The following is a 13,103-nucleotide window of genomic DNA, read 5'->3' as shown; positions in this document are numbered from 1 at the left end:
GGGAGAAACAAAATTGTCCGAAATGAGCTCAAGACTATTATTCATGCGAAAGCGGAGTCTCTTTTTTTACGTTTGAAAGAAAAAAATGAACCGCTATGCTATTTCGACCACCTGGTGTGTTTGCGCGGATCGATAAATTGCCTCAACAATCTTCAGCACGCGAGCGCCATCATGAGCTGTAATTGGGGCGGGCAGCTTCTTTTGAATCGCCTCGATGACTGCCTTCAAATACTCTAATCCCATCACCCCAGAATAACCAGTGACGGGAAGTAATTCATATAAGCGTCGTTGCACCGGTGCCGATCGAAATAGCTCATGATCACTGCAAATGAACAATTCGTCGCGTTCGCCCTCGTAAGCTGGGGCCCATTGAATGACCCCTTTGGTTCCCCGAATACCGATATACAGATCGCGACCATGGGGGTAGGAGTCAGGCACGGTGTAGCTAATATCGAGGTTTAAAATTGCGCCGTTTTGAAAGGTGAGAATGGCAAATGAATTGTCCTCAATGTTATATTGTTGGTTCACCTTGACATTCTTACCAAAGGCGCTGACGATTGGCTCCCCTAACAACCAGGCGAACAGATCGATCCAATGGACGCCCAGATTATACATGGGACCGCCGCCGCTTTGGTGCGCATCCAGCATCCAACCCGCATGCCCCTCGAGATAGCGGGACAATCGCCCAGCAGCGCAGCGCCCTTCGCAACCGATGATACGACCTAAGATGCCATCGGAAATCAATTGACGAATGTCCCAAACCACAGGATGAAACCGCCACACATAAGGTGTGGTGAGAACCACACCGCTTTTTTCCGCCGCTAATGCCATTTTTTCTGCAGCGCGCTGATCCGCTGCCATTGGCTTTTCGACGATGACGTTCATACCACGCTCGATCGCATAGATTGCTGCGTCTGGGCATTGTACATGCGGCAAAAAAATGGCCACCAGCTCCAAGGACTCACGGTCCAGCATCTGGCGCCAATCTAAATACGCTTTGAGCTGAAAATCATTCGAAAAACGCTGCAGCAATTCGGCATCAGAGTCCGCCGCACAGACGACTTCGATCTCTTTTATCGATCGAAAATGCGCCATATAACTGCGAGGATGCAAATGCTGCAAACCAATGATTCCGATTTTTACTTTATCCATTTCAAAACTTCCCGTTCCTCTTCTCAAATTTGGTTGGTTTGCCCAAGGATTCGCCGCCATGCATCACCCAATGAGCCACCCAGTCGACGATCTGATCGGCAGAAATCAAAGGCATTCCAAATCGGTTCAACAGCTCGGAGGCATCTCCCAGCAGCGCAGTATCGCTCTCTACTCCAACGAATTTCGGTGCAATCCCCATGCACTGTCCCAACTGTTCCGCCACCTTTCGGACAGAAAGCACTTCTGGCCCGGTCAGATTGATGATCGTTGCGGGAACGCTGCACAGTTCGAGGCAGCGGATCAAATAATCACATGCATCTCCTTGCCAAATCTGATTGAAATAGCCCATACTTAGCTCAATGGGAACCCCGTCCCTGATTTTGGTAGCGAGGTCATGGATGATGCCGTATCTGAGCTCTGTGGCATAGAACAACCGAACAATGCAAGTAGGGGTCGAATTTCGGTTGGAGATGTAGGTGACGATCCGCTCAGCACCCAAGCGCGACATAGCGTACTCACCGATGGGGTCAAGTTCATCGGTTTCTTTTGCGCCTTTTGATTTCACCGAGCTGAATTTATAGACATTGCCCGAAGAAACATATACCACCTGGGCATCGCTGAAACGTTCCATCAGCTTGGCTGGCAAATAGGCATTCATCGCCCACGTGAACGGCTCATTTCCTGTGGCGCCAAATTTCGTACCAACCATCAGAAATACATGTTTGGACCTCGGCAAATTGACCACTTGCTGATCATCGAATAAATCGCACTTGATCGTTTGAACTCCGATTTGATCCAGATATTTTTGGATTCGTTCATCTGGAAAAATATCAACGCCGATGACTTTGCCGCCAGCGCGGATGATCTTTTCTGCTAAGGTCGGCCCCATCTTGCCGCCAACGCCCAGGATGATCATCGGTTCAGTTACGGCCGAAACTATTCGTTCGGTCTCCACCGATGGCTGAGTCATAATCTCAATTAGGTCTTTTGACGTTTCGATTGTTTTGGGAAGCGATTTCATTTTAGAATTCTCTTGTTAATTTATGATTACCAATTTTCTGCTAAAGGAGCGATGGCCGAGGGATAATCGATAGAAGTAAATGCCACTCGCCAGCCCTGCCGAATCAAACGCCAATTCATAGTTCCCTGGTGATTGATAGGTATCCACGAGCGCTGCAACTTCCCGACCCAAAAGGTCAAACACTTTCAGTGATACGCGTTCTGGTGTTGCGATCGAGTAGCGGATTCGTGTGATTCCATTAAATGGGTTGGGATAGTTCTGATCGAGTTCAAATTCGGAAAGGGATGGTTCCCGGCTTGTTTGAAGGGTAGATACCGCGGTGATTCTCACGTCAGGCGAGAGCTTCCGATTGATCATGATCATAGCAGCATCGGCAACTACCAATTGCCCAACTGGGACGTCGCGATTATCCAGCATCAAAACTTTCTTAATCCCATGAGTCAGATAAACACTTTTTAGGAATTGCCAGCCTTTGTTATAAAAGTCCTTCTGATTCATCAGCAGCGTGGTGGAATCCGTCTCAGAATAGATTGTATATGGCGCTCGATCGGTGGCATTCGGGCCAGTGACCAAATAGGCAAATACGTCGAACCAGGCATCGAACGGTACATCGAAGTAATAGCAAATGTTGGCGTAACTTGTGTCTTTTTTGAGAAGAACCTTCGGCTTGAAGCCGTTGATCGTGGTCGCGACTTCCCAATTGCCGAAGGTCTTTGCTCCAGGATCGTCCTCATTGACGACCACGGCTTTGGGACGCCAGATCTCCCCGTGGCGATGGGGCAATGATGCTGGTCTGGCATAATAGGTCGCTTTGAGCGTATCTCCAAGTCGGTTGCCGTTCAAGCGCAATCCTTGATAAAAGAAAAACGCCTCGCCCAAAACTTGCCGATCACGATTGGCTTGTATAGATTGCAGCAAAAAGTCCGGAGTGATCAGATAATTGTCACCTCTCAAATAGATGAGCATGCCTGAGAAAAATTTGTCTCGTCGGCTGAGCGGCACGTAGCTTAGCGATTTGTTCAATTCGAAAAGATATTCAGAAAAATTGGTTCGATAGAGTTGTGGAATGAGCTGATCGATAATGTCTAAATCGAGCCAGGTCTTTGAATCCTGTAAATATTCCTCGTATGACCAAGGATAGACGCTCGGGCTGGAGGAGACGATGATCCAATCGCCGCGAGCTTTGATGGAATCCCTTGCGGTCTTGTAGAATTGCGAGAGCTTATCTGCCCGCCAGCGCATCCAATTTGCATCCCGAAAATTCGTCGGCGGACTCGCCCCGTGATGTTCGGCCTGGTAGATCGAAACGGTCGGCTGATCGTATCCGCCCTCGACCGGCATCGCTGGAATGCGATCCGAGTATTCGATCCCATCCACATCGTAATTGTCGATCACTTCCGTCGTCAGGGCAAGGATGAATTTCTGTACCTCGGGATTGATTGCAGACATCCAATCGAAACCGTTTTTGACGCACAATTTGCCGGTATTATCTTTGAGCGCCCAATTGGGATAGCGCTGGACGATATGACCACCATTCTGGGAATAGGAGGTCGAAAATCCCATCTCGAACCAGGGGAATACCTCCATGCCATTGCGATGCGCTTCGATAATTACACGCTTTAGCGGATCGCGCTGCGTTGGAAACGCGGGATGCATGGCTCGGCCAAAATAGCGTTCCATCACCTCGCTGGGATAAAGTGTGTAATCACCATCCGCTCCGTGGCTGTTCCAGACAACGGTCAGAATGACGTTGATCCCTTTGGAGGCAAGATAATCCATTCCCTCCGCGATCCGTTGATCATCGAACAGGATGTCACTGTCCACATTTGTTATTTTCACCGCGCGGAATTCCTGAAGCGATTGGGAAAAAAGCGGAGAAGATAGTAGAAATAAAAATAAACAGAGCTTTTTTTTCATCGTTTCCTCTTATTCCAACTGATTGAAACAACCCAACAGAGTTTAGTTTTTTCGGATTGTCGATTTTCGTCATGTGTTCATTTGTTTATGATCCATTTTTGGTCTTCCAAATAAGACCATGCTACCCAATTTTACAAAGAAAAAATCTTTGGGTCCCCAAGAACAGGAGATCTGCTCTGGCCTGATTTCATCGCCTAACCATTTTACCGACTTAACTCACTTAACCACTCAACTCACTTAACCACTTAACTCACTTAACCACTCAACTCACTAAGCTAAGTCCTCCAAAAAACCTTCCGCCGGGTAAAAAAGCTCACCATCAACGCTAAAATGAAAGTGTAAAAAAGTCCCCGCAAAAATCCCAGCCACGGTGTCGGCGTAATCGTCAAAACCAGCTTCTCCAATCCAGTCAAAGCCAGGATCGGCCAGATGAAATTAGCGAATCCCACATAAGCGATCATGGGATTTTGGCCGTTATCGATCAACCATTGCACCCAGCGTTGCTTGTGAAGCAGATCAATAGCGACTGTGAAGGCAATGAGCAAAAAGATAGAGAGGCCAGTGGTGATGAAATAGTAGCTTAAAGTAGGGTGATCCTTTTTGATGCCTCCCTCATACGGCTCGAAGACCAATCCCAAAATCAGCCAATAGATGCCCCAGCCGAGCAGGGTTTTTATCAGCGATTCAATTTCAGTGCCCTGATTTCTTACGAGCCACCAGCCCAGGCCGCACAAGCCAACGCCAAGAACAGTGGTCTGCCAGAGCAATCGAGCCTGTAGACCGACGAGCATAAAAACTAATATGCCGATCATCAACAGCGCGATCGAAATGAATCTCGCCTGAGACCAATTTCCTTGCCCTGACTCATCTTTCGAGGGCTTTTTAATGAACTGGACGAGCAGATCTCCAATGATCGTCCCTGGAATCACGATGAAAAGATATTGCAAATAATATAGCTTGTAGATCCAGGGAATGGGGGAGAAGTCCCAGAGCCATTTGACCCATCCGATCTCGGTATGCGCCAATCGAAACGCCATTAAAATCCCGAGGATGCCCAATCGAATCAAGAAACGGTTCTGGGTGAATAGCCAGATCAGAGACCCAAAAACAGCCATATTTGCCAGCACGATGATGATGATATCACTGCGCTGAAGGGAGAACCCGCTCCCATCAGGGTAGCGAAGTTGGGAAACCAATCCGAGCGCACCGAGCCAACCGATGGCTCGAATGCTCCATTTCAGCAAGCGAGGCCACTGATCGGGCAGTCGGGTGAAGATCATAAACATCAGCAGAAATCCGATGATGGCGATGAGCCAAGCGCTGGTTTTGGGCGAAGGATCAATGACATGGGGTCGGACATGGCGAAGGAATATGGCGAAAAATCCAAGCAGAAATCCCCGCTCCATAATGGCGAATATGATTTTCCAATAGGAAACGCCTTTTTCGATCCGGCGCGAGAGTGCCAAAGGGATAGCAGCTCCCAGAGCGAATAAGAATATTGGGAACACCAGATCGACCCAGGTAAACCCTGGAAGATTAGGATTGAACTGATGAGCCGGAGGCGGCAATTGTGCATGATACATCCAACTGGGCAACACACCATATGGGATTACACCAGAGAGAACCATTGTTAAGATGGCGAAGCCTCGAAGGGCATCCAGAGCATATGAACGATTTGATGTCAATGATGGAGTCATGCGTATTTCCTGTCGAATTTTATTTTTGATTCCCGAATAATTCCAAGTGCAGACGCTGGTGTTTAATGAAAGCTTTTAATTCCTGCGGATGCAGGAATCCTCTGCTCATTGTCATTCCTGCGAATGCAGGAATCCCTGGTTTGAAAGCCGTTGCTCATAGGATGCCTGCCTGCGCAGGCATGACATTTCGCTATCGTCATTTCTGCGGATGCATCCATCTGTCATTCCTGCGAATGCAGGAATCCCTGGTTTGAAACCCGTTGCTCATAAGATGCCTGCCTGCGCAGGCATGACGCTTTAACTTGTTTGATAATTTTGCAAAAGAAATTGATCTGTAATCAAGCAGCTCTCGGGTACTGGCTTTTCTTTATTGACCATAGAGAATAAGTAAGAAGGAACAAAAAAATAGCTATTGAATTTTTCAATTGAATTTATTATGTTCAATGCAGCCTCAAGCTGCTAATCACCTATTTTCGCTCTCTCCTTTGGTTGCAAATGATACAAATTTATTTGAAAAATTTCAAGCAATTTTTCTGTTGAAATGGCAGCGATGGTCGTAATTCGAAAGTGACTGATTAGCAGTGAGTGATTCCATCGCTTGAAGCGATAGATGCAATTTAGCCGTGATTGATTCCATCGCTCGAAGCGATGGAATCAGTTTTATCAATATTCGGAGGATATCAATGAAGAAACTTCTATTATTCACATTCTGCCATTTTATGATCTTTAGCACCTTGCTTTTCTCTCAAAAAACGCCCGCTTTTTATAGTTTCCAGACCCACTTCGGCCAGTTCTATTATCGGGCCGATATGGATTCTACCAGCATGGAAGCCATGCTGGATCGGGTCCAGGCCGCTGGGTTTAAAATGATTCGGGATGAATGCTATTGGTCCGAGGTTGAGAAGGTCAAAGGAGTATTTCAATTTCCCAGGGAGATCGACCGTTACATTCAGTCAGCGAAACGCCGAGGCATTGACGTGCTGCTGATTTTGAACTACAACAATCCGCTCTATGCACCCCATGCGGGTTCGGCCGTGACCAGCGATTCCAATCGGGCTGCCTTTGCCCGCTATTGCCAGGAGGTCGTAAAACGATATCTGCCGCTGGGCGTCACGCATTACGAGATCTGGAACGAGCCGAATATCCCCATTTTCTGGGATCCCACACCCAATCCTGCGGACTATGCCAAGCTGCTCCAGGTCGCCTATCCCGCTATCAAAGCCGTGGATCCGAAGGTGACGGTGATCGGCTGCGTCACATCGCCAGCCGAGGGCAATCCACCACCGTTCATCGATTGGCTGACCTTTATCAAAGGCGTGTTTCAAAACGGCGGTGGAAATTTCATGGATGCGGTTTCGTTTCACTCCTATCACGTCGATCAGCGGCCCGAGGTGAATTTCTTCAAGGACATTCAAAAATTACAGGCCATCATCGGCGTCGAGCGACCGATCTGGCTCACTGAGATCGGCTATCCCACCCACCTGGGTTGGCCCAATATTACCCTTGAGGCGCAGGCCAACTATACGGCTCGACTATTTTTATTGGGCAAGGCCGTGCCCCAATTGCAGCTTATTTCCTATTACGATCTGAAAAACGATGGCCAGGATGCCAGCAATGCCGAGCATAATTTCGGCGTGTTGCAGTTCAATCTCCAGCCCAAGCCAGCCTACCATTCGCTGGCGACTGTCGCCACGATGGTCGCAGACAAGCCGCTCGTCAAACCGACCACTATCGGCGATATCTATCTTTATGAATTCGGTGATGGACAGAATTGGGTCGTGGCCGCCTGGAAGACGACAGGTCAGGCCAATCAACTCATCAAAATTCCTGCTCGGTTTTGTCGACTCCTCAATCGATATGGTTTTGTCCAGAACGACTTCATCACAGCGGATAGCAGTGTGATCATTGTGGTTGATGAAAATCCCCGCTATCTGGTCAGCCTGGCCGCCGAGCCTGCCATCCGTGAACTGGATCTCCAGCCGAATCGGGTGATCCTTTATCCCCAGCAGAAGTTTGAGATTCGAGTTACTGGGTCAGATGCAGCGGGTGTGCCCGTTCAGTTCCAACTGGCGGCGCTGAACTGGCGCTATCTTGGCACAGGTGGTCACGTGGATAACCAGGGCCAGTTCTATGCCGAAGAAGCGGGCAGCGGGCTATTGATCGGCAGCTATGGCGCTTTGGCCGACACCATTTTCCTCGAGATCGTGAACCCAGGCACGCATATCATTGACGAGTTCGACTCAGCAGCGCATTGGCAGCTCTCCGTGCTCAATCTGGACAGCCTGAACACCCAGCTTTCGATTTCCGATGCCGTTTTTTCCAGCGGCGCTCATTCCGCTCGGATCGATTATCAATTCACCTTTAGCAGCAATATTTCCAGCAGCAATTATCGGGTCTATCTCGATACCGAATTGTTGCTCCCTGGCCAACCCGATTCGCTGCTCATCGATTTCTATGGCAATGGTCAGCCGCACAAGATTCGCTTTCAATTCCACGATGCCTTTGGCGAGCAATTCATTCGTTCCATTTCCACATCGCTGAATTGGAAGGATGAATGGCGCCAGGCTAAAGTGTCGCTCAAAAATTTGCCTGGCCAGGTGGATTACCCGTTGTCGCTCAATCAAATCACGATTTTTATCGGTCAGGACAATCCCCAGAACAATACCACTTATCAGGGAACGATCTTTTTAGATCGGTTGCGGGCCAAAAGCACCCGCACTACCAGAATTGATGACAGCGAACCTGAGCCTCCACACCAATTTTCATTGTATCAAAACTATCCCAATCCTTTTAACTCAGCTACGATCATTCGCTATCAACTGCAAAAGCCGCAACATGTAATTCTGTCCGTATTCAATTTATCGGGTCAGCAAGTTGCCCGACTGGTGGACCAATGGCAGGAGGCAGGGGAGTACCAGCTCCATTTCGATGGCGAAGACCTGTCCAGCGGGATTTATTTCTATCGGTTGGAAGCAGGGGATTTCATAGCGGTCAAAAAAATGGTGGTGTTGAGGTAGGAGCGATGTAGGTCACCTAAAAGGTGGGCTTCATCTCTGGAAATTTCCATGCGGGTCGATTACCTTGTTATCATTCCACAGAATTGGAATGCCACAGAAACGAATTATTATTTCTGTGACCAAAGATAGATAATCATGTAAAAAAATCTCAAAAATCCGTTGGGTTGTTTCTATCCGTTGGAGAAAATTCTTATTGTATTTTTGCCAGAAATCACTATCTTAGTTCACGCTGAATCTGAGAAAATCCATTTGATCGCCACCATTTCAAATCATAATACAAGGGAAATCCGATGAAATTCACTTTGACTTTTTTAATCAACTTATCTTTATTGCTCAATTCAACTCTTTCTCAGGATGCATCCCAACCCACTGAACTCCGTGGCGTCTGGCTGACCAATGTGGATAGCCAGGTGCTGGACAGTCGGGAGGGGATCAGGGAGGCGATGCAGTTTCTGGCGGATCATAATTTTAATGTGGTCTTTCCTGTAGTCTGGAATGCGGCCAGGACCATCTACGCCAGCCAGGTGATGGATTCGATATTCGGCATCCGCATCGATGAGCGCTTTGCAGGCCGAGATCCGCTGGCTGAGGTGATCGAGGAAGCGCATCAGCGGAATATTGCGGTGATCCCGTGGTTCGAATATGGCTTTGCCGCAGCGCATCAGAAAAAGCCTCGAACGATTTTCAAGCTCAAGCCTCATTGGGCGGCTCGGGATAATCGAGGAAAAATTTTGACCAAAAACGGTTTTCAGTGGATGAACCCCTTTCATCCCGAGGTGCAGGAATTCATGCTGAAGCTGGTCAAGGAAGTGGTTACAAAATATGATGTCGATGGCATCCAGGGGGATGATCGGCTGCCTGCGCTGCCCATCGAGGGCGATTATTCTCGCTACACCGATAGCCTCTATCGGGCAGAACACGATGGTCAGCGTCCGCCAAAAAATTTCCGTGATCCAGACTGGCAGCGCTGGCGGGCAGATAAGCTGAACGCTTTTGGCAGGCGGCTCTATCACGAGGTCAAAGCCTTGAAGCCAGGCTTGATCGTCTCCTGGGCGCCGAGCATTTACCCCTGGTCGTACGATGAATACTTGCAGGATTGGCCCTCGTGGCTCAGCGGCGGCTATGCCGATCTGGTGATCCCCCAGTGCTACCGCTACGAATTGCCTGCTTACCGATCCACACTGGATGAGATAATCCCAAATTTCTTGAAAATTTCTCCATCGGATAAGATCATTTTTCCAGGCGTCTTGATGAACGTGGGCGATTATGTGATGTCGGAAGATTATTTGCTGAAAGTGATCGAATACAATCGCCTCAAAGGCTATCAGGGCGAGGTGTTCTTTTTTTATGAGGGACTACGGAAGAATAATGATCGGCTGGCAAAGGCGCTGCTGAAGCATTTTTATCAAACGCCTGCGAAGCTGCCCTGGCTGTAGGACAGGTTGGCAAGTTGTCTGCCTGTGGGACAGGTTGCCAACCTGTCCTACAATTGTAACACAATTTGGCGAATTTTGATACAACTTGCCCAAATTAGCTGTTGAAGTAAATAAGATGGCAAAAAAAAAAATGGGGGTTATTGAGCTATTTCATGATCAAAAAAGAAAGCTTGAGTAAATGCATTTTCGTATCTATGCGATTGAATCAGGTTCAAGCTGAATCGACGTAATTGGGATAACTTCAACCGAAGATGGCGTGTAAGCCGATAGAGAAAGGATTTCGTTCACGGGTGGATTGGTAAGAATGGCATATACCAGCTCTTTCAATTTGCTGGACAATTGGTTTAATCCTGACAAAGGGAAGCTCCGAGGGCCAAATTGGGTTCTTTGAGCCAAAATGGAATATTCAAAAAAAGTAATTCCAATCGCCTTTTGCTCCTCTTCATTAATGCGCAATAAGATGTGATCATTCAACTCGATGCCTGTCGCCTTCTCGCCTGGAAAAAACGAAATATAAAGTGTATCGCTTATCTCGTCATAATTAATATTTGGCTTCGTCATTTCTTTATCAACCTATCTTTTTTTGATATGCCGTCAGAATATAGTTATTGTGAGTGAACTTGTTATCACTCCCCATTTTGAATCGAAATATTACAATCGCAACGATGTGAGTATTGCCCCTGACCAGATCATTAAAAGCTCTTATATATCGATACTTCTGCGGATTGAGAAGATCCTGTTGTCTCTGTCCCAAACGAATTGTATCTTTGAGATGCTCCTCAAAACCAGTCATTTCAGGATGATTCATTGGATCAGTAATATGATGCCATCGTTCGTCAGTTAGATAGATCTCGTTGCCCCAACGATCACGGACTGTCCAACGCCTTCCCGAATTCATGATTCGATCCTTTTGGTCAGCTCAATAATAGCGATAGTAAATATAAAACTTATTAATTAAGAAGCAAGCAATTTTTTGTTCAGAGGATCACATGCCATTAAGAGAACTATGGGAGCTAAAGATGACAAAAGCAATTTTCAGTGACAGTTTTATCATTAGAACTTGGGATTTTTAAATCAGTGGAGAAAGCTTTTGTTCTTGAAAAATCCCCAACAGATCACACCCCCAAATAATATCTGTTGAAGAAATAATTTCATCAAATCACCACGTCTCCCATCCGTAATAGTTCTATTATCCGTGGGGCAAAAAGATCATTTTTTCCTCAAGCCAAAAGCGACCAGCAACAAGCCCAGCATCACCGCAACAATGGTCGGCCCCGATGGCAAATCCAATTGGAACGAAAAATAAAGCCCGCTGACTACCGACATCAGGCTGCTGAGAATGGCGACCAAAAAAATGTGCCTCATCTTTCGAGCTACCAGCAATCCTGTCACGGCGGGCATTACCAGAAACGAAAAGATTAGCAACACGCCACTTATCTTAATCCCCAATGAGATCACCAGCCCCAGCGTAAAGTAGAGCAGCAGGTTCCAGCCTGTCACATGATAGCCCTGGGTCTGCGCCATGGCTGGGTCGTAGGCGATGAAAATGAACTGCCGATAAAATAGCAGATGAATGATGCCGACTATCACAAAAGTGACCAACAGCAAATAAATTTGCCCTGACGTGATGGTGAGAATATTGCCCTGAAGCAGATGCTGCAGCTCTTCAGCACCTTGAGCCGCTTTGGCGATAAACAAAATTCCCAGCGCAAACGCCCCGACGTAGCTGATGCCTAACAGGCTATCGGGTGGGATCTTTTCGCTGGACGGCCGCAGCGCAAACAGCAACACTGCCAGCATCGTCACCAGCAAGCTGATGAAGGTAGGATTCAAACCCAAAAGAAACGCCAGCGCCATGCCAGCCGTGGACACCTGGGCGACGGCGGCGCTGAAAAACACCATCCGTTTCAACACAATATAGACTCCCAGAAAAGCGCACAGGGTGCCGATGATCACGCTGGCGATGAGTGCGAATTGCATGAACGGCAAGCCGAATATCTCAACCATGGATCGCTCCCGACAGAATCACAATCTGTCCGTTATCTTTTTTGATGCGAATAGGCATATCGTAAAGCTGCTGCAGATTGGCCTCGGTGAGGATCTCGTCCCTCGGTCCGATCTGAAAGCAGCCCTGATCCAGTAGGGCGATGCGCCGCACATAATTGGCTACCACATTCAAATGATGGCTGACCAGCACCACCGTGAGCTGATGCTCCTCGTGAAAATGTCTGATCAGCTCCATGATCGACAGTTGCGAATTGAGGTCCAGCCCCTCAGTGGGTTCATCGAGGATGAGGATGTCGGGCTCAGCCGCCAGGGCTCGGGCGATGAGCGTCCGCTGCTTCTGTCCACCAGAGAGATCGGCGTACAGCGTATCTTTCAAATCAGCAATGCCCAGATGCTCCAGCGCCTCCTGCGTTTTGGCTCGATCAATGGGACGTGGACGGCCCAGCGTGCCCATCTGATGATAGCGGGCCATCATGACCACCTCAGCCACCGTAAACGGAAAAATCTCGTCCAATTGTCCCCGCTGCGGCACATAACCCATCCGCTGCTTACCCCCATTGGCGCCGTTCGATTTAATAATTTGCCCTTTCTGTGGCTTCAAAATCCCCAAAATGGCTTTCAAAATCGTGGTCTTGCCTGATCCGTTCGGCCCAACGATGCCCAGCAGATCGCCTGGATAGATGCTGCAATTCAGATCGGCAATAACAATTTTTTTGCCGTAGCCAAGGGTGACGTGTTTGAATTCGATCTCTGGATGATTCAATTTTTTCCCTCTCGATTTAATTTTTTCCAACGGATTGAAACAACCCAACGGATAATTTTTTTGGGTTCTTACCCGCTGGCTTTATCTATCAGA

General features: G+C 47.9%; 10 protein-coding genes. 2 read left to right on the top strand and 8 right to left on the bottom strand.

The genetic code is table 11. The features are described 5' to 3' along the window. Positions 1-93 precede the first annotated feature (93 nt). The 4 genes from ONB37_19045 to ONB37_19030 form a co-directional block, all read right to left on the bottom strand. Complete coding sequence (locus ONB37_19045; GenBank protein MDZ7402259.1) at positions 94-1,152, bottom strand: Gfo/Idh/MocA family oxidoreductase; 1,059 nt, start codon at positions 1,150-1,152, stop codon at positions 94-96. A 1-nt stretch (position 1,153) separates the two neighbouring features. Next, entirely contained in the window at positions 1,154-2,173 is a 1,020-nt protein-coding gene (locus ONB37_19040; GenBank protein ID MDZ7402258.1) for an NAD(P)-dependent oxidoreductase, read from the bottom strand. A gap of 15 nt (positions 2,174-2,188) precedes the next feature. Next, positions 2,189-4,090 carry a family 10 glycosylhydrolase gene (locus ONB37_19035; protein MDZ7402257.1) on the bottom strand — a complete coding sequence of 634 codons (1,902 nt, stop codon included), beginning with the start codon at positions 4,088-4,090 and terminating at the stop codon, positions 2,189-2,191. Positions 4,091-4,365: 275 nt separating this feature from the next. After that, a complete protein-coding gene (locus ONB37_19030) occupies positions 4,366-5,787 on the bottom strand; it encodes a DUF5009 domain-containing protein (GenBank protein MDZ7402256.1) in 1,422 nt (473 codons plus the stop codon). A 683-nt stretch (positions 5,788-6,470) separates the two neighbouring features. Between ONB37_19030 and ONB37_19025 the strand changes: the two genes are divergently transcribed. After that, a complete protein-coding gene (locus tag ONB37_19025) occupies positions 6,471-8,804 on the top strand; it encodes a cellulase family glycosylhydrolase (protein ID MDZ7402255.1) in 2,334 nt (777 codons plus the stop codon). A 290-nt stretch (positions 8,805-9,094) separates the two neighbouring features. Continuing rightward, positions 9,095-10,240: a family 10 glycosylhydrolase gene (locus tag ONB37_19020; protein MDZ7402254.1), complete on the top strand. Its 1,146-nt coding sequence runs from the start codon at positions 9,095-9,097 to the stop codon at positions 10,238-10,240. 192 nt (positions 10,241-10,432) lie between these two features. On the opposite strand, the gene ONB37_19015 is transcribed toward ONB37_19020, so the two are convergent. The 4 genes from ONB37_19015 to ONB37_19000 all read right to left on the bottom strand — a co-directional run bounded on the left by ONB37_19015 (position 10,433) and on the right by ONB37_19000 (position 13,010). Beyond that, positions 10,433-10,801 (bottom strand): DUF2283 domain-containing protein, encoded by a 369-nt coding sequence (locus ONB37_19015; protein MDZ7402253.1) that lies wholly within the window; start codon positions 10,799-10,801, stop codon positions 10,433-10,435. Positions 10,802-10,808: 7 nt separating this feature from the next. Then, complete coding sequence (locus ONB37_19010) at positions 10,809-11,138, bottom strand: hypothetical protein (GenBank protein MDZ7402252.1); 330 nt, start codon at positions 11,136-11,138, stop codon at positions 10,809-10,811. 311 nt (positions 11,139-11,449) lie between these two features. Then, positions 11,450-12,247, bottom strand: a complete 798-nt coding sequence (locus ONB37_19005) for a metal ABC transporter permease (GenBank protein MDZ7402251.1) — start codon at positions 12,245-12,247, stop codon at positions 11,450-11,452. Further along, positions 12,240-13,010 (bottom strand): ABC transporter ATP-binding protein, encoded by a 771-nt coding sequence (locus tag ONB37_19000; protein ID MDZ7402250.1) that lies wholly within the window; start codon positions 13,008-13,010, stop codon positions 12,240-12,242. Before ONB37_19000 ends, ONB37_19005 begins: the two co-directional genes overlap by 8 nt. Positions 13,011-13,103: the final 93 nt, after the last annotated feature.

The organism is candidate division KSB1 bacterium, assembly GCA_034506395.1.
In the GTDB taxonomy this organism is placed as follows: domain Bacteria; phylum Zhuqueibacterota; class Zhuqueibacteria; order Thermofontimicrobiales; family Thermofontimicrobiaceae; genus Thermofontimicrobium.
The sequence above is the reverse complement of the archived record's forward strand: the minus strand, read 5'-3'. Positions and strand labels throughout refer to the sequence as shown.

Bases quoted from the DNA above. Each gene is read 5' to 3' on its own strand.
- ONB37_19045 (MDZ7402259.1), bottom strand. From the start codon at position 1,152: ATGGATAAAGTAAAAATCGGAATCATTGGTTTGCAGCATTTGCATCCT.
- ONB37_19040 (MDZ7402258.1), bottom strand. From the start codon at position 2,173: ATGAAATCGCTTCCCAAAACAATCGAAACGTCAAAAGACCTAATTGAG.
- ONB37_19035 (MDZ7402257.1), bottom strand. From the start codon at position 4,090: ATGAAAAAAAAGCTCTGTTTATTTTTATTTCTACTATCTTCTCCGCTT.
- ONB37_19030 (MDZ7402256.1), bottom strand. From the start codon at position 5,787: ATGACTCCATCATTGACATCAAATCGTTCATATGCTCTGGATGCCCTT.
- ONB37_19025 (MDZ7402255.1), top strand. From the start codon at position 6,471: ATGAAGAAACTTCTATTATTCACATTCTGCCATTTTATGATCTTTAGC.
- ONB37_19020 (MDZ7402254.1), top strand. From the start codon at position 9,095: ATGAAATTCACTTTGACTTTTTTAATCAACTTATCTTTATTGCTCAAT.
- ONB37_19015 (MDZ7402253.1), bottom strand. From the start codon at position 10,801: ATGACGAAGCCAAATATTAATTATGACGAGATAAGCGATACACTTTAT.
- ONB37_19010 (MDZ7402252.1), bottom strand. From the start codon at position 11,138: ATGAATTCGGGAAGGCGTTGGACAGTCCGTGATCGTTGGGGCAACGAG.
- ONB37_19005 (MDZ7402251.1), bottom strand. From the start codon at position 12,247: ATGGTTGAGATATTCGGCTTGCCGTTCATGCAATTCGCACTCATCGCC.